20 protein-coding genes are annotated in these 23,559 nt (G+C 67.3%); 8 read left to right on the top strand and 12 right to left on the bottom strand.

Annotated elements, in window-relative coordinates:
* Positions 1-69: 69 nt before the first annotated feature.
* Together N7590_RS17595 and N7590_RS17590 are read right to left on the bottom strand one after the other, a co-directional pair.
* Positions 70-777: a YceI family protein gene (locus N7590_RS17595; RefSeq protein WP_164242889.1), complete on the bottom strand. Its 708-nt coding sequence runs from the start codon at positions 775-777 to the stop codon at positions 70-72.
* Between the two features lie 75 nt (positions 778-852).
* Entirely contained in the window at positions 853-1,443 is a 591-nt protein-coding gene (locus tag N7590_RS17590) for a malonic semialdehyde reductase (protein ID WP_049457907.1), read from the bottom strand.
* 126 nt (positions 1,444-1,569) lie between these two features.
* Between N7590_RS17590 and N7590_RS17585 the strand changes: the two genes are divergently transcribed.
* From N7590_RS17585 to N7590_RS17565, 5 genes are all read left to right on the top strand, one after another.
* A complete protein-coding gene (locus N7590_RS17585) occupies positions 1,570-2,529 on the top strand; it encodes a mitochondrial fission ELM1 family protein (protein WP_053511200.1) in 960 nt (319 codons plus the stop codon).
* A 154-nt stretch (positions 2,530-2,683) separates the two neighbouring features.
* Positions 2,684-2,911 carry a hypothetical protein gene (locus N7590_RS17580; RefSeq protein ID WP_049457909.1) on the top strand — a complete coding sequence of 76 codons (228 nt, stop codon included), beginning with the start codon at positions 2,684-2,686 and terminating at the stop codon, positions 2,909-2,911.
* Positions 2,912-2,959: 48 nt separating this feature from the next.
* Positions 2,960-3,811: a DUF2145 domain-containing protein gene (locus tag N7590_RS17575; RefSeq protein ID WP_164242890.1), complete on the top strand. Its 852-nt coding sequence runs from the start codon at positions 2,960-2,962 to the stop codon at positions 3,809-3,811.
* Positions 3,812-3,846: 35 nt separating this feature from the next.
* Positions 3,847-4,362 (top strand): hypothetical protein, encoded by a 516-nt coding sequence (locus N7590_RS17570; RefSeq protein ID WP_164242891.1) that lies wholly within the window; start codon positions 3,847-3,849, stop codon positions 4,360-4,362.
* Positions 4,363-4,437: 75 nt separating this feature from the next.
* A complete protein-coding gene (locus N7590_RS17565; protein ID WP_164242892.1) occupies positions 4,438-4,998 on the top strand; it encodes a queuosine precursor transporter in 561 nt (186 codons plus the stop codon).
* A gap of 307 nt (positions 4,999-5,305) precedes the next feature.
* Here N7590_RS17565 and glnE read toward each other — a convergent pair whose 3' ends face one another.
* A complete protein-coding gene (glnE, locus tag N7590_RS17560; RefSeq protein WP_164242893.1) occupies positions 5,306-8,101 on the bottom strand; it encodes a bifunctional [glutamate--ammonia ligase]-adenylyl-L-tyrosine phosphorylase/[glutamate--ammonia-ligase] adenylyltransferase in 2,796 nt (931 codons plus the stop codon).
* 365 nt (positions 8,102-8,466) lie between these two features.
* Here glnE and N7590_RS17555 point away from each other — a divergent pair, with 365 nt between their 5' ends.
* A complete protein-coding gene (locus N7590_RS17555; protein WP_053448609.1) occupies positions 8,467-9,981 on the top strand; it encodes an acetyl-CoA hydrolase/transferase family protein in 1,515 nt (504 codons plus the stop codon).
* Positions 9,982-10,056: 75 nt separating this feature from the next.
* Here the strand turns inward: N7590_RS17555 and N7590_RS17550 are convergent, their stop codons facing one another.
* The 9 genes from N7590_RS17550 to N7590_RS17510 all read right to left on the bottom strand — a co-directional run bounded on the left by N7590_RS17550 (position 10,057) and on the right by N7590_RS17510 (position 20,800).
* Positions 10,057-11,418, bottom strand: a complete 1,362-nt coding sequence (locus tag N7590_RS17550; protein ID WP_164242840.1) for a VOC family protein — start codon at positions 11,416-11,418, stop codon at positions 10,057-10,059.
* A 170-nt stretch (positions 11,419-11,588) separates the two neighbouring features.
* Positions 11,589-12,077 (bottom strand): hypothetical protein, encoded by a 489-nt coding sequence (locus N7590_RS17545; protein ID WP_164242839.1) that lies wholly within the window; start codon positions 12,075-12,077, stop codon positions 11,589-11,591.
* 31 nt (positions 12,078-12,108) lie between these two features.
* Positions 12,109-12,861: an HAD family hydrolase gene (locus N7590_RS17540; protein ID WP_133936401.1), complete on the bottom strand. Its 753-nt coding sequence runs from the start codon at positions 12,859-12,861 to the stop codon at positions 12,109-12,111.
* Positions 12,862-12,956: 95 nt separating this feature from the next.
* A complete protein-coding gene (locus N7590_RS17535) occupies positions 12,957-13,367 on the bottom strand; it encodes an EF-hand domain-containing protein (protein WP_008268692.1) in 411 nt (136 codons plus the stop codon).
* 232 nt (positions 13,368-13,599) lie between these two features.
* Positions 13,600-13,971 carry a hypothetical protein gene (locus N7590_RS17530; protein ID WP_004153927.1) on the bottom strand — a complete coding sequence of 124 codons (372 nt, stop codon included), beginning with the start codon at positions 13,969-13,971 and terminating at the stop codon, positions 13,600-13,602.
* Positions 13,972-14,038: 67 nt separating this feature from the next.
* Positions 14,039-14,752, bottom strand: a complete 714-nt coding sequence (locus tag N7590_RS17525) for a M15 family metallopeptidase (protein ID WP_164242838.1) — start codon at positions 14,750-14,752, stop codon at positions 14,039-14,041.
* A complete protein-coding gene (locus N7590_RS17520) occupies positions 14,685-16,226 on the bottom strand; it encodes a serine hydrolase domain-containing protein (RefSeq protein ID WP_164242837.1) in 1,542 nt (513 codons plus the stop codon). The genes N7590_RS17525 and N7590_RS17520 overlap by 68 nt, the downstream gene beginning before the upstream one ends.
* 32 nt (positions 16,227-16,258) lie before the next feature.
* Positions 16,259-19,258 carry a TonB-dependent receptor gene (locus N7590_RS17515; protein ID WP_164242836.1) on the bottom strand — a complete coding sequence of 1,000 codons (3,000 nt, stop codon included), beginning with the start codon at positions 19,256-19,258 and terminating at the stop codon, positions 16,259-16,261.
* 51 nt (positions 19,259-19,309) lie between these two features.
* Complete coding sequence (locus tag N7590_RS17510; RefSeq protein ID WP_279935762.1) at positions 19,310-20,800, bottom strand: transglutaminase domain-containing protein; 1,491 nt, start codon at positions 20,798-20,800, stop codon at positions 19,310-19,312.
* A gap of 132 nt (positions 20,801-20,932) precedes the next feature.
* Here N7590_RS17510 and N7590_RS17505 point away from each other — a divergent pair, with 132 nt between their 5' ends.
* The gene (locus N7590_RS17505) at positions 20,933-22,369 is read left to right on the top strand and encodes an SH3 domain-containing protein (RefSeq protein ID WP_164242834.1); all 1,437 of its coding nucleotides are present in this window, start codon (positions 20,933-20,935) and stop codon (positions 22,367-22,369) included.
* Positions 22,370-23,464, top strand: a complete 1,095-nt coding sequence (locus N7590_RS17500; protein ID WP_164242833.1) for a dipeptide epimerase — start codon at positions 22,370-22,372, stop codon at positions 23,462-23,464.
* Positions 23,465-23,559 lie beyond the last annotated feature (95 nt).

The following is a 23,559-nucleotide window of genomic DNA, read 5'->3' as shown; positions in this document are numbered from 1 at the left end:
GGAACCCAAAAAAGAAGGCCCGCTTTGCAGCGGGCCTTCTGCCTTCTCACGACGAGTGAGCGGGGTGCATCAAGCGGCCGGCTTTTCGCCAGTGGCTTCGGTGGTGATGCGGATCTTCACTTCATCGCTGACGTTCGGGGCGTAGGCGCCGACGCCGAAATCGCTGCGCTTCAGCGTGGTGGTGGCATCGAAGCCGGCCGCCGGAACCTTGGCCATCGGGTGCTCGCCGCCGCCGTTGACGGTGACGTCCAGGGTGACCGGCTTGGTGATGCCCTTGATGGTCAGGTCGCCGGTGACGGTCAGCTTGTTGGTGCCGGCCGCTTCCACCTTGGTGCTCTTGAAGGTGGCATCGGCGAACTTGGCGGCGTCGAAGAAGTCGGCGCTCTTCAGGTGCTCGTCGAACTTGGCGGTGAAGCTGTTCAGGCCGCTCAGCGGCAGCTTCACTTCCACGCTGGACTTGGTCACGTCTTCGGCGTTGTACACCAGCGTGCCTTCAACGTTGCCGAAGTGCGCGCTGGGGTTGGAGAAGCCGAAGTGGCTCCACTGGGCCAGCACGTCGGTGTGGCTCGGGTCCAGCTTGTAGGTGCCCGAGGCGATCTTGATCGCTTCGGCAGCCGGCGCGGCAGCGGCGGCATCAGCGGCCGGGGTGGCAGCCTGTTCGGTGGTGGCCGGGGCAGCAGCATCCGCGGCCGGGGCAGCGGTGTCGGCCGGCTTGGAGCAGGCGGCGATGGCCAGGGTCAGGGCCAGCGGCAGCAGCAGTTTACGGGTGGCGCTCATCTCAGGAACTCTCCGGATCGTAGGGTGGGTGCAACAGGGGCCGCCAAGGTGACGGCCCGAAACCGATACAGCGACTTACGCGATGCGCGCCGCTTCGTCGAACGACAGGCGCGGCAGACGCGGGAACAGGCCCGCCGGGTCACCGTAACCCAGGTTGACGAGGAAATTCGACTTGATCGAGGTACCGGCGAAGAACGCTTCGTCCACCTTGGCCGCATCGAAGCCGGACATCGGGCCGGCATCCAGGCCCAGCGCGCGCGCAGCCAGGATCAGGTAGGCGCCCTGCAGGCTGCCGTTGCGGATGGCGGCTTCGTGGCGGCCTTCCTGCGGGCCGTCGAACCAGGCCTTGGCATCGGTGTGCGGGAACAGGTACGGCAGCTTTTCGTGGAAGTCCAGGTCGAAGCCGATGATGACGGTGACCGGGGCGGCCATGGTCTTGTCATGGTTGCCTTCGGACAGGGCCGGGGCCAGCTTGGCCTTGGCTTCCTTCGAGGTGACGAAGACGAAGCGGGCCGGCGTGGTGTTGGCCGCGGTCGGGCCCCACTTCACCAGGTCGTACAGTTCCTGCAGCAGGCTGGCCGGAACCGGCTTGTCGAGGAAGGCGTTCTGGGTACGGGCAGTGCGGAACAGCTGATCGAGGGCAGCAGCGTCGAGCGCGTGGGACATCGGTGGATCTCCAGGGCGGCGAAGGGAAGTCAGTGCCCGCGGGCGGCGCGGGGCGAATCGACGAGCCGCAGTGTAGAGTGTCGCGACTGTTGCAACACCCAGCAGGGCTGAAACGAATTAATGCCAATGGTGAAACGATCGAGCGCACCCTGGACGGTCACTGACGGCCGCGCGGGCAATGTCCGCCAGGCGGCTGCGCTGGCCTCGGCGTTGCGACAGGGCACCCATCGGCCGCTGGTCCTGCAGCCGCGCGCACCCTGGCGCTGGCTGTCGCCGCGGCGGTTGCCCGGCGATGTGAACGGCTACGGCGAGGCCTTCGCGACACTGGCCGCCGAGGCCCCGGCGCTGGCGATCGGCTGTGGCCGCCAAGCCGCCGGTGCCCTGCGCGTGCTGCGTGCGCGCGGCAGCCAGGTGGTGCAGATCCTCGATCCGCGTATCAGTGCCCGCCATTGGGATGTGGTGGTGGTGCCCGAACACGACACCCTGCGCGGCAGCAACGTGCTGACCCTGCTCGGCAGCCTCAACCCGGTGGACGACGACTGGCTGGCCTGGGGCCGCGCCGCGTTCGCCGGCTTCAGCACCCTGCCCGGCCCACGCACTGCATTGCTGGTGGGCGGGCCCACGCCATTGGCGCCGTGGGACGAGGCGGCGATGGTGGGTGTGTTCCGCGCCCTGGCCGAGCAGATCCGCAGCGAGGGAGGCAGCCTGCTGGCCACCACCTCGCGGCGCACGCCGCCCGCATTGGCCGAGATCCTGCGCGCGACCTTCGCCGACCTGCCACACGTGATCTGGGGCGATGGCGGCGACGGGGTGAATCCGTATGGCGGCCTGCTCGGCTGGGCCAACCGTGTGGTGGTCTCGCCGGATTCGGTGAACCTGCTCTCTGAAGCCTGCGCCACGCGCATGCCGGTGAGGGTGGCGCTGGCGGGTACCGCACAGGGACGGCTGGCACGTTTCCAGCAGCAGCTGCGCGAACGCGGGCGGTTGCAGGAGCGCTGGCTGGACTGGCAGTACGACCGCATCGAACCGCTGCGCGAAACCGCGCGGATCGCCGCCGAGGTGAAGCAGCGCCTGGCATCAAGGTAGTGCCGGCCGCTGGCCGGCAGCGCGGTATGCATTACCAAATACCCTGCAGTTGCCGGCCAGCGGCCGGCACTACCCGATCGCTCAGCGATTTTTGAACATCTCGATTGGGCCGCACGGTTAGAGTCCGGTGTTTCCGATCGGACTGAACGCCTCCATGCGCACCCTGCTCCTGCTGCCGCTGGCCCTGCTCGCCGCGTGCTCCACGTCGCCCACCGAGCTGGACCCGATCTCCTACCAGTGCCAGCAGCAGCTGGATGCGTACCGCGAGCAACCCGCGCTGCGCGACCCGAAGGGCCAGCGCCCGCCGTTGCCGGTGGCCCCGATCAGCGATGCCTGCGACCGCGAACTCAAGCGCAAGGGCGTGGACCGCCCGCTGCGCTGACCGGCGTATGATCGGCACGCGGCCCTGACCGCCGTTGAAGGTACTGACATGGATCGTTTCTATCGCCTGCCGCGCGCCGCGCTGCTGACCGCCTGCCTGCTGGCGACCGCACCGGCCTGGGCCAACAGCACCGAATGCCGCGAGCGCTACCCCAGCGTGGCCGCACAGGCCGCCATGCTGGATGTGGCCTGGACCACCGCCGAACGCTTGGATGCACTGCCCGATGTGGATGTGGTGGTGGCCGCGCGCGGTGGCCAGGACCTGAGCCGCTACGGCCTGCGCCATAGCCACCTGGCTTTCCTGCTGCGCGAGGACGACGGCCGCTGGCGCGCGATGCACCTGCTCAACCGCTGCAAGACCGACAGCTCGCAGCTGTACCACGAGGGCCTGGGCAACTTTGTCGGCGAGAGCGGCGGCCATACCGACCTGCGCATCGGCGTGCCCGCCGCGCCGCTGCGCGCGGCACTGCGGGCGATGCTGGTATCGCCCTCGATCCAGCCCAAGGCACTGCACGAAACGAAGTACAACGTGGTGGCCTACCCGTTCGCCACCGACTACCAGAACTCCAACCAGTGGGTGCTGGAAGTGCTGGCCGCGGCGATGGCGCAGAGCGAAGGCGCGCCGGCCATCGTCAAGCGCGAACAGGCGCAGCAGTGGCTGCGCCAACAGAAGTACCAGCCCAGCGTGCTGCATATCGGCCTGGGCAAGCGCGTGGGTGCGCGCCTGTTCGTGGCCAACGCCACCACCACCGATCATCCGGCCGGCGAACGCATCTCCGGCAACTACTCGGTGGTGACGGTGGAATCGGTGTTCGACTTCCTGCACCAGCGCAGTCAGCTGCAGCAGGAACTGGTGATTCCCCATGTGCCGGTGGCCGGTGCGGCCGCGGCCACCCCGTGAATTTCATCCCCTTTTTCTGGCGACCAGGAGGTCCCATGTTCCGTTGCCTGCGCGTTCCTGCCTCTGCCCTGCTGCTTTCCGCCTTGCTGGTGCCCACCGTCCATGCGGGCGCTGCGCCGCAGTTGAACAGCAGCCAGGCCAGCGTGATCGTGACCTCGTTCGTGGTGCTGTCGCTGCCGATGGCGGCTTCGATGGGCTTGTCCGAGCTGTCCAAGGCGCCGTTCAAGGCCAGCGAGCGCAACGGCAAGGCCACCCGCACCAAGGCGGTGCCGCTGCCGCCGATGGAAGTGAAGAAGGTGGAGACCACGCCGGAGGGCGAGCGCCAGGTGCAGCTGCAGGTGCCGGACAAGGCCGACCACACCGCCACCCTGCGCTGGACCGTGCAGCCGCAGGGCGAAAACCCGACCGACGCCTTCGTGGTGGGCCAGCAGGTGCATTTCGACCCCACCGAGGCTGGCGCCGGCTGGAACGTGAAGAGCGCACAGGGCAAGACCCTGGCGTACGTGCCGACCGCGTATGCCGCTGGCGATGTGATGAGCGAAGCGCTGTAAAACTGAACGAGCGGTTTTGGATTTGCCGCGGGCCGGGCGGATAATGGGCAATCCCCTTTATTCCCCTGGCTCGCCATGTCCGTGCGTCCTGCCCCTGTGTTTGCCCCGCTGACCCCGCGCGCCCTGATGCTGGCGGTGCTGGCGATGGGCGCGGTGGTGCTGCTGTCCAACGTACTGGTGCAGTACCCGATCAATGACTGGCTGACCTGGGGCGCCTTCAGTTATCCGGTCGCGTTCCTGGTCAGCAACCTGATCAACCGCCGCTTCGGCCCGGGCCCGGCCCGCCGCGTGGCGTGGATCGGGTTCCTGGTGGCGGTGCTGCTGTCGATCTGGGTGGCCACGCCGCGCATCGCCATTGCTTCATGCTCGGCGTTCATCGTGGCGCAGCTGCTGGACATCACCGTGTTCGACCGCCTGCGCCGTGGCAGCTGGTGGCGCGCACCGATGGTGGCCACCACCTGCAGTGCGACGGTGGATACCACGATTTTCTGGTCGATCGCATTTGCCGGTTCGACCCTGCCGTGGGTGAGCTGGGCCGCAGGCGACCTGGCGGTGAAGCTGGCGATCGGCGTGTGCCTGCTGGCCCCGTTCCGCGCACTGCTGTGGAAGATGGCGCCGCTGCGCGCCACCAGCTGACCGCACTTCTCTGGTAGGTGCCAACCTTGGTTGGCACGCTGTTGCCGGGGTCATGAACCCTGATGGGTTGTGCCAACCAAGGTTGGCACCTACCAACAGCAGGCCAACGGTCAGATCATTGATCCGGTGGGTGCCGACCGTTGGTCGGCACGCTCTCGCCGAGGTCATGAACCCTGATGGGTTGTGCCAACCAACGGTCGGCACCTACCAAGGGCGGGCCATTGCCAGGGTCATGAACCCTGATGGCCTGTGCCAACCAAGGTTGGCACCCACCAGAAGCACGCCATTGCCCAGCCATCGCTGCCTGTCAGGCGAACGGCAGCTTCGCTTCAACGCACGCCGAAGTGATCGCCGCACACGCCTCTTCAATGGCCGGGGTGGTCGGTGCCAGCCGTGGCCGCCGATCCAGCGTGCAGGCCAAGCCAACCTCCAACAACGTCGCGTGCGCGGTGTGCAGCGCCTGCGTGGTGGCTTCGGGCAGGAAACCGGCGGCGCCCAGCGCATCGATCAACGACGGTGTGTCGCGCGGCTCGAGCAGCGCCGGCACCTGCGCACTGCGCGCCAGCACGCCGGTCTGCAGCAGGAATTCCAGATCCACCACGCCACCGGCGCCCTGCTTCAGGTCCAGCCGCGCGGCATCGCTGCGGTCCAGTTCGGTGCGCATGCGCCCGCGCATCTTCATCACGTCGGCATACAGCGTGGCCCGGTCGCGCTCGCGGCCCAGCGTCTGCGCACGCACCTGCTCAAAGGCGGCCAGCAGGCTGGCATCGCCGGCCACGCCACGCGCGCGCACCAGCGCTTGGTGTTCCCAGGTCCACGCGCGTTCGCGCTGGTAGTCGGTGTAACTGGCCAGCGAAGACACCAGCGACCCCTTGCCGCCATCCGGGCGCAGGCGCACGTCGATGTCGTACAGGCGGCCGGCGGCGGTGACCGCGCCAAGCAGCGCCATCACCTTCTGCGCCAGGCGCGCATACCACCGCCCCGGCTCCAGCGGGCGCGCGCCATCGCTGGCGTCCACGCCGGCCGGGTTGTCGTGCAAAAACACCAGGTCCAGATCGGAACCGAAGCCCAGCTCCAGGCCGCCGAGGCTGCCGTAGCCGATGATCGCAAAGCGTCCACCGGGAATCTCGCCGTGCGCGGCGCGCATGTCCGCCTCGGCCATCGCCAGCACGGTGATCACCACCGCCTGTGCCAGTTCGGCCAGTTGCCGCGTGCTGTGCACCGCGCCCTGGCGACCATCCAGCGTGGCCATCGCCATGCGGAAGCTGAGCGCCAGCCGCGTCTCGTTGAGCCAGCGCAGTGCGGATTCGGGGTCTTCCACCGCCAGCACCTGCTGGCACTCGGCCAGCATGCCGGCGGCATCGGGCATCGGCCCGGACACGCGCACGTCCAGCAGCTCATCCAGCAGCAGCGGATAGGCCGCCAGGCGCTCGGCCAGCAGCGCACTGCGCGCCAGCACATCGACCAGGCGCGCCAACGCGCTCGGCTGTTCGTCCAGCAGCGCCAGATAACTGGTCCGGCGCAGCACCGCCTGCAGCAGGCCGAGCACGCGCTTGAGCGCGGCATCGGGCTGCGGCGAGCGCGTGGCCGCATGCAGCAGCGCCGGCAGCACGCGGTCCAGGCGCGCACGTGCGGCATCGGACAATGACTTCACACCCGTGCCCTGGGCAAAGTCGCGCAGCGACTGGTCGGCGCCGTTGGCATCGAGGAAACCGGCTTCGGCCAGCAGCGGCGCATTGCTGCCGTCGGGCAGGCTGCGCCAGTAGTTGGCCAACGCATCGGGTGCGGCCTGGCCCTTGCGCGGTGCCAGCAGCGCGGCGAATTCGGTGCTGACCCGCTGCTGCTGTGCGGCCAGCGCCGCGCGCAGCACCTCCCAATCCGGATAACCGAGGCCGACGGCGATGCGCTCGCGGTCCAGCGTGTCGCTGGGCAGCACATGGGTCTGTGCGTCGCGCAGCATCTGCAGGCGGTTTTCCAAACGCCGCAGGAACAGATAGGCCTCGCGCAGCGCGGCGCCATCCTCGGGCGCGATCTGCCCGGCCGCCACCAGTGCCGCCAGCGCCACCAGCAGGCGACGCTCGCGCAGTGCCGGTTCACGGCCGCCGCGGATCAGCTGCAGCGCCTGGCACAGGAACTCGATTTCGCGGATGCCACCGGCACCGCGCTTGATGTCCTCGTGCAGTTCGCGGCGCGCGACTTCGGCGGTGATCGCCGCCTTCATCTCGCGCAGGCCGTCGAGCGCGGTGAAATCCAGGTAGCGGCGGTACACGAACGGGCGCAGGGTCTGCAGCCACGCCTCGCCGGCCTCGATGTCGCCGGCCACGGCACGCGCCTTCAGCCAGGCATAGCGTTCCCAGTCGCGGCCCTCGCGCTGGAAGTACTGGTCCATCGCCGCGAACGACAGCGCAACGCGGCCAGCGCTGCCGAACGGGCGCAGGCGCAGGTCGACGCGGTGGCTGAAACCATCGACGGTGGTTTCGTCCAGCAGTTTGGCCAGGCGCTGGCCGAGCCGGGCGAAGTACTCTTCGGCGGCCAGCGCGCGCGGGCCGTCGGATTGGCCGCCCTGCGGGTAGGCGTAGACCAGGTCGATGTCGGAACTGAAGTTGAGCTCGCCACCGCCCAGCTTGCCGAGCCCGAACACCACCAGCTGCATGGGTTGGCCGTGGTCATCGCGGATGACCCCGTGGCGTTGCGCGAATTCCTGTTGCAGCGCGTCCAGCGCCAGCCGCAGGCAGTCTTCGGCCAGGGTGGTGGCGCCGGCCAGGGTCTGTGCCACGTCGTCCAGCCCGGCAAGGTCGCGCCAGATCAGCCGCGTTGACATCGCCGTGCGCCAGCGCCGCAACTGTGAAGGCCAGTCGCTGGGCTGCAGCGGGTCGAGCACCGGCGCCGGGATCGGCGGGCAAGCGGGCGCGGCCAGCTGTGCCAGCAGCGCCGGTTGCCGCACCAGCGTATCCAGCGCGAAGTCGCTGGCCACCGCCAGCCGGGTCAGCAGCGGCTGCAGTTCGGCCGGGATCGGCTCGGGCAGGACCTGGGCCAGGCGCGCCAGGGCACGGTCGACAAGGGGCTGCAGGGTAGCGGGCAGTTCAGCGGGGGCGAGGGTCATGGCCCGATTGTATCGACCCGGCCGGGGCGCAACGGACCCGGTAGTGCCGGCCGCTGGCCGGCAGGGGTGCGGAGGTTGCCGGCCAGAGGCCGGCACTGCCGATAATGGATGTCGCGTATTCATAATGGGCGGCAGGCAATAAAAAAGCCCGCTTGCAGCGAACTGCCAGCGGGCTCTGCTCCCTCCCCCACGTCGGGATGCAGGGCCATCGTGCGGGCTGCGAAAGCACTTTGCACGCTGCACTGCAAAACAAAACCGACCGGTACGGGTGACCCCGGTGGGGAAAAGCCATTCCACGAAGGTAGAACCCCCCGTACGGATGAGGATGGCCGATAATCGGGTTTCCCCCCAGAAACACTGTCGTCATGTCTGTTGATCGCATCGCCAACGCGCGTCTCCGTGACCGCGTGGTCTCCGCCGAGACCGCAGCCGCGCTGATCCAGCCCGGTGAAACCGTGGCCATGAGCGGCTTTACCGGCTCCGGGTATCCCAAGGCCGTTCCCGTCGAACTGGCGCGCCGCATCGAAGCGGTGCATGCCCAGGGCAATCCCTTCCAGATCAAGCTGATGACCGGCGCCTCCACCGCGCCGGAACTCGATGGCGCGCTGGCCAAGGCCGATGGCATCGCCATGCGCATGCCGTTCCAGAGCGACCCGGATGCGCGCAACCGCATCAACGAGGGCAAGCTGGATTACATCGACATCCACCTCAGCCACGTCGCCCAGCACGTGTGGTTCGGCTTCTACGGCGAGATCGATACCGCCGTGATCGAAGTGTCGGCCATCCGCGAGGACGGCTCGCTGGTGCCCTCCACCTCGGTCGGCAACAACAAGACCTGGCTGGACCTGGCCAAGAAGGTGATCGTCGAGGTCAACGAATGGCAGCCGGCCGGCGTCGACGGCATGCATGACATCTACTACGGCACCGCGCTGCCGCCGCACCGCAAGCCGATTCCGCTGGTGAACGCCAACGACCGCATCGGTGACACCGCGCTGCGCTGCGACCCGGACAAGATCGTGGCGGTGGTGCGCACCAACGGCCCGGACCGCAACAGCCCGTTCAGCCCGATCGATGCGACCAGCGAGCAGATCGCCGCGCACCTGATCGAGTTCCTCAAGCACGAGGTGAAGAAGGGCCGCCTGCCGCCGAACCTGCTGCCGCTGCAGTCGGGCGTGGGCAACATCCCCAATGCGGTGCTGGCCGGCCTGGCCAAGAGTGGTTTCCGCGACCTGGCCGCGTTCACCGAGGTGATCCAGGACGGCATGCTCGACCTGCTGCGCGACGGCGTGCTGAGCTACGCCTCGTGCACCGGCTTCGCGCTGAGCCCGCAGGCCAACGAGACGTTCAAGGAGCACATCGATTTCTACCGCGAGCGCATCATCATGCGCACGCAGGAGATCTCCAACCATCCGGAACTGGTGCGCCGCCTCGGCTGCATCGGCATGAACGGCATGATCGAGGTGGACATCTACGGCAACGTCAATTCGACGCACGTGATGGGCACGCGCATCATGAACGGCATCGGCGGTTCGGGTGACTTTGCCCGCAACGGCTTCCTGTCCGCCTTCCTGAGCCCGTCCACCGCCAAGAACGGCACCATTTCGGCGATCGTGCCGATGGCCAGCCACGTCGACCACACCGAGCACGACGTGTCGGTGATCGTCACCGAACAGGGCCTGGCCGACCTGCGTGGGCTGACCCCGCGCAAGCGTGCGCAGGTGCTGATCGACAACTGCGCGCATCCGGATTTCCGCGCGCAGCTGCAGGACTACTTCGACCGTGCCAGCCGCGAGAGCTACGGCAAGCACACCCCGCACCTGCTGCCGGAAGCGCTGTCGTGGCACCAGCGCTGGCTGGATACCGGCACGATGAAGGGCTGAGGCCCGGGGACCCTGGTAGAGCCGGCCGCTGGCCGGCTCCCCAGAACAGCCGGCCAGCGGCCGGCTCTACCTTCACTAGGTACGCAGCGCCGCCAGCGATTCGGCCTGCAGCCGCTCGTAGATCTCGAACTCGTCATTCACCGCCACGCCAAGCGCCTGCTCGAAGGCCTCACGGTTGGCGTGGGCGGCATAGGCGCGCTGTTCTTCACCACCCAGGTTCGACTGGAAGATGCCCGCAGCGCTGACCGGCAGGAAATCCTCGTAGACGATCGGGTCGGCGGTGGCCAGGCCGGTGGCCACCAGCACTTCGGCCGGCAGATCGGCCACGCGTTCCGGCGCGGCGCGGCCGGCGTCGGTCAGCTGGTAGCGGTAGTAGCCCAGGCCTTCCTGGCGCAGCGTGTCATGGTCATCCGGGAAGCTGGCGAACACCGCCTGCAGGCGCTGGCCGTAGTCGCCACCGGTACTGCCTTCGCCACCGGCATCGCGCGCCTGCGACAGCAGCTGGTCGTACAGTGCGCGGCCCTTCGGGGTCAGCGCAAGCCCGCGCTGTTCGATCTCGCCGAAGCGCGCGGTATGCGTGCCGGCATCACCGCCTTCGCTGTCCGGGAAATGCACCGCTTCTTCCAGTGCCTTGAAGCTGGTCTGGCGCAGCAGGATCGGGCAGGCACGGCGCGGCGGGCCCTCGATCACGGCCTTGGCGGCCATGCCGTGCTCGATCATCGCCGCCTGCGCCGCGTCGATATCCAGCGTGCGCGGGGTCAGGTGGTTGATGTGCGGGCCACGGAAACTGACCACGTCGGCCACCAGCCGGTGCGCCTTGTTGAGGGCGTGGTAGGTCGGCAGGTCGACGGTGGCATCGCCATGCCAGCGGAAGGTTTCCAGCGCCTCTTCGACGAAACGTTCGGCGTCGGCCTGCGACAGGCCACCGTCACGCTCGGCCTGGTCGATCAGTGCCAGCGCGCCCTCGGTGAAGATGCGGCGGCGTTCGAGGATGCGCGCAGACTCGGCGCGCAGCGCTTCGTCCTCGATCAGTTCCAGGCGCAGCAGCGAGGTGAACACGCGGAACGGATTCTGTGCCAGTGCGGCGCCGGTGAGCGGCCGGAACGCCGTGGAATGCACCGGCACGCCGGCCACCGACAGGTCGTAGTAGCCGACCGGGAACATGCCCATCACCACGAACAGGCGGCGCAGCGTGGCCAGTTCCTGCACGGTGCCGACGCGGATCGCGCCATGGCGCTCCTCGTCCAGGCGCGCGCGCTCGTCGTTGCGCTGCAGCTGCGCGGCCAGCGCCGGGTCCTGCTCCAGCACCTGCGCGTTGATCCGCTCCACCAGTTCCACCAGCGTGCCGTACAGCGGCACTTCGGTGCGGTACATGCGGGACATGGCCTGGGCGAACAGGCGGCGGATCACATCAGGCGAAACGAAAGAGGCGCTCATCAGTCACTCGATTACGGGAACGGGGAACAGCTCGAAGCCGTATTGTCGCCGGAGCGCGCGGCGGCGGCGATATGCAGAGCAACATGAAGGAAATCGGTAGTGCCGGCCGCTGGCCGGCAACCTCTGGATGCCTGGAGCATAGGATAGGAATTGCCGGCCAGCGGCCGGCACTACCGCTTCAGCTGGCGCTTCAGGGTGGCATCGAGGGTGATCGGCCGGTCCCAGTGCTCGTAGCTGGCCACGATGGCATGGCGCACGGCGCGGTAGTGCAGGTTGTCCGGCGCGCGCGGCATGCGCTTGACCACCGCCTCCCAGCCGCCCTCCGGGTTCTGGCTGAAGGCGCGCACGCTGTCGCGGCAGGTCTGGTCGCTGGCCTTGGCCCAGAAACAGGCGAAATAGATATCCCCGGCCTGCCAGCCGTGGATGGTGAACAAGGCGCTGATGTAGCCGCGCGGCACGCCGGCATAGCGCGATACTTCGTCGAGGAAGGCGTCGGGATAACGTTCGGCGTAATGGTTGATGTCCTGCAGCTGGGCATCCACCCAACTGTCACCGGTTTCCACGGCGTAGGCCGCCGAGCGCTCGGCGGTCTGCTGGGCCAGCACGGTGGCCGGCGCCAGCAGCAGGGACAGCATCAGTGCGCGCAGTCGGACGTTCATGCCCCGATTCTGCCGCAGCCGCCCGCCCCTGTCAGGCCGCCGCAGCCGCCTTGGCCTCGATCGCGGCCAGCGCGGCCGGCCAATCGTGCGCGGTATCGGCGGTGACCATGCGCGGTTCGTCGTCGGCCACGCCGTGCTGGGTCTCGTGGGCCCAGGTCACCGCGTACGGGGTATGCACGCCCCAGCCGCCAAGGGTGACCACCGGCTCGATATCCGAGCGCAGCGAGTTGCCGACCATCACGAAGCGCTGCATCGGCAGGTCGAACTCGGCCAGCACGCGCGCGTAGGTTTCCGGGTCCTTCTCCGAGACGATCTCGATGCGCGGGAACAGCTCGCGCAGGTTGGCCACCTTGATCTTGGCTTCCTGGTGGAACAGATCGCCCTTGGTGATCAGCACCACCGGGTACTGTTCGGCAATGGCCGCCACCGATGCGCGCACGCCGTCGATCAGCTCGACCGGGTGGCGCAGGGTGTCATGGCCGATGTCCAGCATGCGCTGGATGTCCTTGGCGTCGATGCGCTGGCCGGTGATGTCGATGGCCGCTTCGATCATCGACAGCACCATGCCCTTCACGCCATAGCCGAACACGGCCAGGTTGCGCTGCTGCACTTCCAGCAGGTGGCGGGCGGTCTGGGTGTCGTGCACGTCGACGTAGCGCGACAGCAGGTCCAGGTAATCCTGCTCGGCCTTGCGGTAGTAGTCCTCGCTCTTCCACAGCGTGTCATCACCGTCAAAACCAACCAGGCCGATGGCGCGCGACGGCGCAGGCATGGGGGTATTCATCCGCCAAGGATACAGGGGCCCGGTGGACGGGAAAAACCCGGGCGGCCGTAGCCGCCCGGGTCCCCATGCACCGGTTTTCCCGAATCAGGTGTGGATCAGCGGCCCTGCGCCGCACCGGCACCTGCACCGGCCTGCTGGGCGGCCACGTAGGCCTTGTACTCATCGGCGCTCAGCTCGCCGTCCTTGTTGGTATCGGCCTGGTCGAACACCTGGGCGAGGCCGGCGTTCACCTGTGCCTCGGTCTTGCTGATGGTGCCGTTGCCATCGGTATCGATGCTGGCCCAGGTCTGGCCACCGCCATTGGCCTGTGCCGAGGCCGCTGCGGCCGCGTTGGTGGCCTGGTCAGCCGCCTGCCCGGCCTGTGCCGCCGCCTGCTGGGCCTGCGCGGCTTCGTTCTGCGCCTGCGCGGCCTGCTGCTTGGCCGACTGGGCCATCGCCGGGATGGCCAGCACGCTGCCGGCGGCGACGATCAGGGCGATCAGGGGCTTGCGGTTGCGAATAGTCATCAGGGGTGTCTCCTACCGATTGGGTGGTGTTGCGCGGCGTGTTGTTTCCGCACGGCACCTACCCTGCCACCGCGTTTCTGAATCGATTTTGCGGTGCGATGTGCGTGCACACGCACGATTAACCACTGGCCAGCGCGCATGCATTAGCACGCTGGTTAGGGCGGAGTGAGCGGCTCATAAGCTGCGCATTCAGCGCAGCAGGATTTAACCGGCAGGCAACGAAAAACCTGCGTCAGTCGACGGTTTTTTCCAATGACCGCGAACTGAACATCACCCATCCCAAGGCGACACCGGCCAGCGCACCGGCGATTTCCAGCACCACGCGGCTGCCCAGTTCGTTCGGATCGTGGATGGTGGACAGGAACAGGCGCGCATACAGCGGCGACTCCAGCCGCACGATGCCCATGTAGAACAGCTTCCATGCATCGATGCCGGTGGAGATCACCACCGAGATGACGCACGCCCAACCGATCGCATGGCCCACCGACCAGTGCAGCAGCCGGCACAGGCGCGACCACAGGAAGTACACCAGCAGGCCGACCAGCAGGGCGATGGCGCCGGCTTCCAGGGTGCCGAGCAGGCCGAAGTGCAGGGGAAGGTTCATCGGGTGGGCAGGGATGAGAAGGCGGCCAGTGTAAGGGTATCGGCAGGGCGGCGCCCTGCAGATACCCCTACCGTACGGGGACGTCGTACGCGGTGCCGGGGTCCGGTTCGGGCTGCAGCGTGTAGTGCCACCACTCCTGCGGATAATTCACGAAACCGCGCCGGGCCATCGCGCGCACCAGCTGCTGTCGATTCACCTGCTGCGCCTCGCTCAACCCGCTCGCCTGCGTATGCGCACGCGGGCCGAAGAAATCGAAGTCGGTCCCCATGTCCAGCGGCGTGCAGGTACCGCTGCGGCAATCCAGCAGGCCGAGGTCGACGGTGGCACCGCGGCTGTGGCCGGAACGCTCGGCGATGTAGCCGTCGGCCAGCAGGCGCGGCTTGTCCAGGTCCGGGTACTGCAATGCCTTGCGCGAAAGCTCGCGCGGGTCGTTCACCCAGGCCATGAAGGCCTGCACCGAGCGCACTGGTCGATAGCAGTCGTAGATCCGCAGGCCCCATCCGTCTGCGCGCAGATCCTGCTCCACCTGGGCCAGTGCCTTCGCCACTGGTGCCAACAGATAGCAGGAAGGCGCCTCGTAGCCGGGTACCGGCGCGCCGGTGAAGTTGTTCGCGCCGGCGTAGCGGATATCCATGTCGATATGCGGCGACAGCGTGCGGATCTCCACCAGTCCGGCGCTGGCTGCATCAGTGGCCGCTGAAACGCGCGGCGGCTCAGCGCCGCTGGCGGTCGCGGCCAGCGCAATCGCCAGTACGAGTGAAATGCAGGTCCTGGAAGTCATAGCTGAAGTCGATGTCCGGATCGATGGCGCGCAGGTCCAGCGTCGGCGACGGGTCTTCGCCCGGTTGCAGCCACGCCTGCGCTTCGTCGCCCAGCGTATCCCAGCGCAGCAGCCAGCGCCCCTGCCGATGCAGTACCGTGGCCTGCAGCCGGGGTGACTTGTCCACGCTGAAGCGCAGGCCGTCCCTGCCCGGGCACAGCGAGGCCGGACCCAGCCACGGGTCGGTGTAACGGCCTTGCCAGCGTGGCAGATCGGAAGCCGATGCCTGCCGTGCATCGGAAGTGGCTGGCCGCTGATGGCCGGTTGCCGCCCGCGTGGCCTGGCCAGTCTTCAGCTCGTCCAGGTAGGCCATCGCCGGGCGCGCTTCATCGGGTGCGGTGAAGCGCTTCAGCATGGCCTGCATCAGCGCGGTACGCGCATCCTCGCCCTCGCCGTTGATCAGCATCACCACACCCAGCTTGCGGTCGGGCAGCAAGGCCAGCGACGAATACATGCCCGACAGCGTGCCGGTGTGCGCCACCTTCCACTGCCCGTCCATGTCCGACACCCGCCAGCCGTAGCCATAACCGTAGAAGTGCGCGTTGTCCCAGCGCCGCTGCCGTTCACTCAACGGCATCGGCATGTGCAGGGTCCACAGCCTGCGCCGCTGTTCACTACCCAGCCAATCCGGCGCCAATGCGGGGTCCAGCAGCACCTGCATCCAGCGCGTCATGTCACGCAGCGAGCAGCGGATGCCACCGGCGGCCATCGAGGGCAGGTCCGGGCTGATGGCCCCATCGGCGTTCACGACTTCGTTGCGTTCGCCGCGCCAGGCATGTGGCTGCGCCACGTTGCCCACGCGTTTCACCGACCACGCCCCCACCTGGCAGCGTGCCATGCCCAGGGGCTCGAACACCTGTTCGCGCATCAGCTGGTCATAGGGTTTTCCACCGGCCGCAGCGGCCACTTCGCCGGCCACCACGTACATCAGGTTGTCGTAGGCATAATGGCTGCGGAAGCTGCTGACCGGCTTCAGGTGCGCCAGCCCCGCGATGATGTCGGCACGGGTAAACGTGTTCGGCTCCGGCCACAGCATCAGATCGCCCGCACCCAGGCCGAGGCCGCTGTTGTGGATCAGCAGGTCGCGCACCTGCATCTGCTGGCCCACCCATGCGTCATGCATGCGGAACTCCGGCAGATGGCGCTGCACAGGGTCATCCCAGCGCAGCCTGCCCTGCTGCACCAGCCGCGCCAGCAGCGCGGCGGTCATCGCCTTGCTGTTGGAGGCGATCTTGAACAGCGTGTCCTCATCGATGCGCCCGCCATCGCCGCGCTTGCCTTCCGCATGGCGATAGACCACCTGTCCGTTCTCGACCACCGCCATCGCCAGCCCGGGCAGATGTTCGGCGCGGACCACCGCGGCAACATCGGCGTCGATGGATGCGGCGCCGGCCGGCTGCGGTGCCGCAGCCGGAAGCACTGCCAAGGCGGCCATACAGAGGCCGCGCCGGGCGTGCTCGATGGGCGTCAGTACGCCCATGTCACGGTCAGCTGCGCGTAGCGCGGCGACTGGAACCCGGTACCGTAGCCAAACAGCGGATTCGGCGTGCCGATGCTGTCCTGCGGTTCGTAGTCCTGGTCCACGGTCACCACGCGCTGCTGGTTGAGCACGTTGTACACCGCCAGCTTCAGGCGCAGGTCGGTCGGGATCGGCACCTTGTAGGACACGCTCACGTCCAGATCGTAGGTCCACGGCGTGCGCCCATCACCACCGCGCGGGGAATGCACGAACACCCGTTCGGACGGCACCGTGGCCTGGCAGTTGGACACGCACACGTAATAGCTGTGGAAGTCGGTCGCATCGAACGGATTGCCTGCGCCGAAGCGGGTGATCGGGCTGCCCGACTGCACGCCCAGGGTCGCGGCCACGCTCAGGTTCTCGCTCAGCGCGTAGCTGCCGCGGAACTTGAACTGGTGGCGGCGATCATTGGCCAGGTAGCCATAGCCGCCGTAGTTGACCCACGGATTGTCGAAGTTCTCGGTGCGTCCGGCATCGGCGAAGTCGGTATCGGAATTGACCGGCCCTTCGGCGTTGCCGCGGCCGTAGGCCAGTGTGTAGGACGCGTTGAAGCCCCACTTGCCATCCCAGGCACGATCGACCTGCAGCTCCAGCGCCTTGTAGTCGCGCTTGGGCTTCACCCAGCCGCGCTGGCCAACATAGTTGCCGTTGTCGTCATACAGCGCCCAGCCTTCCTTCGAGGTATCGATGCTGATCCAGCCATCATTGCGGCCGTCACAATCGGTATCGCCCCACACGGTGTTGGTGCGGCCCGGGTTTCCCATGATCCATACACTGTCAATCGCACCGCACTGGCCGGTGGCGGTGATGTTCATGTCATCGATGGCGTTGTGCAGGCGCCGGTAGGTCACGCTGGCGCCGATCGACCAGGCTTCGTTGATCATCTGCTGGAAGCCCAGGATCGCTTCGTCCTGGTAGACCGGATCCATGTCGCGGTTCACTTCGGCACGCAGGTCCGGCACGCTGCCGTCGCCCTGCGAGTTGTCCACCGGTCCGATCTGTGCGCCCAGCACCGGCACGTTGTTGGCCGCGCCGCTGTAGCCCAGGAACTCATACCAGGTGCGTTCGTCGAGGAAGCCGCCGGCCTGCTTGATGTTGATCACATTGGCCACCGGCAGGAAGTAGCGACCGAGGTTGCCGAACACCTTGGTGGTGCCATCGCCACGCACGTCCCACGAGAAGCCCAGGCGGGGCGCCAGCATGTTGTCGATCTTGATGTAGCTGCTGCCGTCGCCGCCCTTGTTGTCGAAGGCTTCCATGCGAAGGCCGAGGTTGAGCAGCAGGTTCGGCGTCACCTGCCAGTTGTCTTCCAGGTAATACGCCGAGTTGATCGTTTCGAACGCGCCTTCCACCTCATAGCGGCGGGTGCGTGCCACCAGTCCACTGGCCGGCACCACGCCGCCGTTCAGCGAACTACCCGGCGTGCGCGCGTAGATGTCGTAGCGCAGGCCGCCCGGGCCGGGATAGGCGCGACTGTAGTCGGACGTGTTCTCCTCGCGGTCCAGCCCGAAGCGAAGCAGGTGGTTGCCCAATGTCCATTCGAAATCGGCGCGTGCCGCCTTGCGCGTATCCAGCGCGGCTTCGAGCTGGGAACTGCTGGTGCAGCTGCGGTCACCCTGCAGCGCGGTAGGCACGCCCTGGCTGGCGGTGCGGTTATCGAAGACCCGGTTGCAGTTCTCGTCCATCAGCGAGCTCTGCACGCGGTTGCGCTTGTTCTCGCCGTACATCAGCTTCATGGTCAGGTCGTTGTTCACCTGCCAGCTGTAGGTACCCGACCAGTTGCGGCCACCCACGGTGTTGATGATCTGGTTGGCACGTTCACCCACGGTGCTGCCACGCTCGTAGTCATAGGCGTAGACGTCGGTGAGCGTCTTGTTGCGATCGGAGAAGCCGAACAGCGAGAACATCTGGTTGTCGGTGATGCGCCAGTCGAGCTTGCCGCCCCAGAACGGATCATCGGCCTTGCCCTGGTTGAGGCGGGTTCCGGCGTCGTTGGTCGATGTCGGGCGATAGTCGCGGGCTTCGTACATGCCGAAGAAGAACAACCGGTCCTGCACCAGCGCACCGGAGGCGAACACGTTCAGCGCGCTGCGGCTGTAGTCGTCGCGGCTGGCAGTGATGTATCGGCTGCCGCTGCCGTCGTAGCGGTCGCGCGCCTGCGACTGCCACGCGCGCGGCTCGAACACCAGTTCGGCGCCGGCCTTGAAGTCGTTGCTGCCCGAGCGCGTCACCGCGTTGATGACACCACCAGTACTGCGCCCGAACTCCACCGAGTAGCCGCCGGTCTTGACCTGGAACTCCTGGTAGAACGAGAACGGCACGGAGGAGAAGCCAACCCGGTTGTAGAAGTCGGTGACGTTCAGCCCGTTGATGTAGACGGTGTTCTCGGCCACCGACGACCCCCCGAAGGAGATACCCTGGCCACCCAGAGAGCCCTTGCCCTTCACGGCACCCGGCGCCAGCAGGGCAACGGCGGTGATGTCACGGTCCACCGGCAGGCGCGACAACTCCTCGCGGGTAATGTTGGTGGCGGACTCGGTGGACTTCACGTCCACCATCGACACCACCTGCGGAGCACGCACTTCGACCGTGCCCAGCGTGCTGACCGCACCCAGCGGCACGTTCACCGTAGTCGCACTGCCCAGGCTGACGGTGACCTGGCCAACACGGCTGGCCGCTCCTCCCGGCAAGCTCACGTCCATCTCGTAGGTGCCGACCGGCAGCAGCGGGATGCGATAGCTGCCATTGGCTTCGGCCTGTACCGAACGGACGAAGCCCGTGGCCGGATTGCGTACGGTCACCGTGGCACCGGCCGGTACCTGGCCGGCATCGCTGCTCAAGCGGCCAACCACTGAACCATCCTGTGCGAATGCGCTGGGCGCGATCACGCCCAGACACGCCCCGAGGGCGACGCACAACGCCGCCCGCTTGATGCTGTAAGCCTTCATCCCCTGCTCTCTCCTGCAAGAATTGAATGGTGTGGAGTGTGATGTGTCGCGCTAGCGTTGCCTGGCTGGCAGTACCCGCCACTGGAAGTCGTAGCTCCATTGGTCGAAGTACAGGTTGCCGCCTGCCCACTCGGCCTCGCCGCGCTGCGAGTCGACCGTTTCCGAGCTGTAGTGCTGTTTGGCCGGCACCAAGGACTGGCCGAAATCATCGTTGAAGGCGACGCGGTAGCCGTCCAGGCCACCCAGGTAGAAGTCGCGCAGGGCCGGCACGTCGCTGGCCAGTACGCCGGTGGTCACGTCCATCGGCAGCCAGCCATACGGCGCCAGGTAGACCTGCCCCCAGTCGTGCAGGTTGTTGTAGGCACTGCCATCACCGGAGAACACCATGCCCGACTGCCAGCGCGCGGGAATGCCGTTCATGCGCAGCAACGCGATCAGCAGCAGGGTCTGCTGGCCGCAGTCGGCATGGCCGGCGCGCAGCGCATGATCGCTGATGTTGCTGATCGTGGAGTATTCGCGCGCACCGGCCCACGGAATGCGATCAACGGCGGCGAACAGCTTGCGCACCACCTCATACGGCCGCGTCTCGCCCTGCAGCACCTGGTCGGAGAACAGCTTCAGCGCCGGGGTGAAGCGCACATGTGGCAGCTGCTCGGACAGGTAGGGCTTCAGCGCCGGATCGGCCGGCGTCGGCTGCACCTTGGCCGGATCGATGGCGGTATGCCGGGCGAAGATCGTGACCGCGTAGCGGATCTCGAAGCGGGTGGGCTGCCCGGCCACCGCCCTGGCTTCCAGGTAGGCGGTGCGCTGCAGCGTGCTGGCCGGCGCCACGCGTGCCTTGCCCGGCATGCTGCCCAGCCACTGCACCTGTTCCTGCTGGCCGGGAATCTCACGCGGGTATGGAATCCATGCGCGCACGGTCTCGCCGGCCGGCACCGCATCGGCTTTCACCGTGAGCGACTGGGTGAATTCGATGCGCTGCGGCAGCACGGAGGCCTTGCCGCTTTGTTCGGCCGCGGCAAGCACGCGCGCGTGGTGGGCGTTGAGCACTTCGTTCGGGCCCGGTGCCGGCATCGGTGCATCCGCACGGCGGCGTGCACGTGCTTCATCGCTGAGCAGGAACAGGTTCGACGGTGCGCGCTTGAAGTACCAGCGCGTGCCATCGATATCGAGGTGCTCGATCAGACCAAGCTGATCCCAGCGCGCGAATTCCTCGTCGGTCAGGTCGGGAATCCAGCGCCGCACGGCGGCCTTGGCGGCGGTTTCGTCAAGAGAAAAATCCAGGCGGATGCGCCGCATGCGTTCTTCCTGGAACGCGATGTCATCGAAACTGACGCCCGGTTCCGCCGCATCGGCCGCCGACCAGGTATTCAGCTCGCTATGGGCTTGGGAGAACCGTCCCGCGTCGATCATCTGCACGACCCGCGCGAACTGGATGGCCGAGGGTGGCGGCTCCGCGCCCGCCGACCACGCCCACAGCAGCAGCGCGGCCCCCAGGCCGGCAGCAGCAGTCAGACGCGGTTTGCGAACGGCAGGATCCACAGCGACACTTCCCCAGCGCGGGTGGTAACGGCTGTGTAACACGGGCCGGGATGCCGGTCAATAATTTATTCTTGATTTCGCAGCCGAAAGGAATAAATATTCCAACAGGCATTCGAGGAGGGTGTGCAGCGCATGATCCTGGCTTCCCGCGAACGGCACCGGCATTGGCCGCGCCGCTTGACCCTGGCGCTGTGCCTGCTGGCGGCGCCGGCCTTTGCGCAGACCACTCCGGCACCCGATGCCGGCGCACCACTGCCCTATGTGATCGGCCTGCACGAGGCGTTCCTGACCCCGCAGTACTGGGCCGCACGCCTGGACAACGCCGATGCGCCGATCCTCGACCGCGCGCAGATCGACGCGCAGAACGCACGGATGCGGGCGCAGGACAGCCACATCCAGGACATCGCTTTGCTGCCCGCGCAGCTGGATGCAACCGCGGTGCGCGACAGCATCACCGCACTGTCGAGCTGGCCCACGCGCGCCCTCTACAACGACAAGGGCCAGCCCATCACACCGGCATTGCGCAGCGCGATCGAAGCCAACCTCGGGCTGGAGGCGATTCCCGCGCAGGTAGCGCCGCAGTTTGGGCTGGTGGTGAAGCGTGCCGCGCTGCGCACCTTCCCCACCCGCGAGCGCGTTTTCAGCAGCGTCGGTGACACCGACATCGACCGCTTCCAGGAATCGGCGCTGTTCCCCGGCGACAAGGTCGCCGTGGTCCATCGCAGTGCCGATGGCCGCTGGCTGTTCGTCCACAGCGAGCGCTACAGCGCGTGGGTCGAGGCCGACGCGATTGCCAGTGGTGACAAGGCCACGGTACTCGGCTACGGCGCAAAGGGGCCCTACCGCATCATCACTGGCGCCACCGCGCAGACCGCCTACACCCCGGAAGAACCGCGCGTGTCGCGCCTGCAGCTGGACATGGGCGTGCGCCTGCCGGTGCTGGCCGACTGGCCCGCTGCTACGCCGGTAAACGGGCAACAAGCGCATGCGTCGTGGGTGGTGCAGTTGCCGGTACGCGAGGCCGATGGTCGCCTGAAACTGGTCCCTGCGCTGCTGCCGCGCTCGCAGGACACCGCCGCCGACTACCTGCCGCTGACCCCGCGCCTGCTGCTGCAACAGGCCTTCAAATTCCTCGGCGAGCGCTACGGCTGGGGCCACGACTACGACACCCGCGACTGCAGCGGTTTCGTCTCGGAGATCTACCGCAGCTTCGGCGTGCTGCTGCCGCGCAATACCAGCGCGCAGGCGGTCAGCCCGGCGTTGGACCGCCTGCCGTTCACCAGCAAGGACGGCAAGACGGTGCGCGACCGCGCCGTCACCGGTCTGCAGGTGGGCGACCTGGTCTACATCCCCGGCCACGTGATGATGGCCATCGGCCACGTCGACGGCCGCACCTGGGTCATCCACGATACGGCAGGCGGCAGCTGGTTCGGTGCCGACGGCAAGCGTGTGCAGGCCCATCTCAATGGTGTTTCGGTCACGCCGCTGGAGCCGATGATGGCCAGCGACAGCCTCCGCTACATCGACCGCATCACCAACGTCCAGCGCCTGCGAGCCAAGACTCCCTGAATGAAGATCACCGCCATCGAACTGGGCATGCTGCGCGTGCCGCTGAAGACGCCGTTCAAGACCGCCCTGCGCACGGTGGAGACCGTGGAGGACGTGGTGGTGCTGATCCGCACCGACACCGGCCACACCGGTTATGGCGAAGCGCCGGCCACGGCAGTGATCACCGGCGATACCCATGGCTCGATCATCGAAGCGATCCGCCACTTCATCGCACCGCGCCTGATCGGCCAGGAGGTGGCCAACCTCAACCGGCTGTGCGGGCTGGTGCAGAGCGCGATGGAGCGCAACACCAGCGCCAAGGCCGCGGTGGAAATCGCGCTGTACGACCTGTGGGCGCAGCTGCATGGCGCGCCGTTGTACCAGATGCTTGGCGGCGGCGACCCGGTGATCACCACCGACATCACCATCAGCGTGGACTACATCGACAAGATGGTGGCCGACTCGCTGTCGGCGATCGAACGCGGCTTCGAGTCGCTGAAGATCAAGGTCGGCAAGGACATCGGCCTGGACATCGAAAGGGTCAAGGCGATCCATGCCGCCGTCGAGGGCCGCGCACTGCTGCGGCTGGATGCCAACCAGGGCTGGACCGCCAAGCAGGCGGTGCATGCGATGCGTACGCTGGAAGAAGCCGGCGTGGTACTGGAGCTTCTGGAGCAACCGGTGAAGGCCGCCGACATCAGCGGACTGAAGTACGTCACCGACCGCGTCAACACGCCGGTGATGGCCGACGAAAGCGTGTTCAGCCCGAGCCAGGTGATGGACCTGATCCAGCAGCGTGCGGCGGACATCATCAACATCAAGCTGATGAAGACCGGCGGCCTGTCCAACGCGATCCGCATCGCCGACATCGCCGGCATCTACGGTGTGCCGTGCATGATCGGCTGCATGATCGAGTCGAGCATCAGCGTGGCCGCCGCGGTGCACCTGGCGGTGGCCAAGAGCGATGTGATCACCAAGGTCGATCTGGACGGCCCGTCGCTGGGCCAGTTCGACCCGGTCAGTGGCGGCGTGCATTTCAACGAATCGGAGATCAGCATCAGCGATGTTCCGGGCCTGGGCATCACCGAAGTGCGCGGCCTGGAGATGCTGGGTTGATCCGACCCGGTAGATCCACGCCATGCGTGGATGCACCTGCTCTTGCTTCTGCCCTACCCCGTAATCCCTTCGCGGCTGGCACGCGCGCGATGTGT

Origin of the sequence: Stenotrophomonas sp. GD04024 (genome assembly GCF_029837545.1) — a bacterium.
In the GTDB taxonomy this organism is placed as follows: Bacteria; Pseudomonadota; Gammaproteobacteria; order Xanthomonadales; family Xanthomonadaceae; genus Stenotrophomonas; species Stenotrophomonas forensis.
The sequence above is the reverse complement of the archived record's forward strand: the minus strand, read 5'-3'. Positions and strand labels throughout refer to the sequence as shown.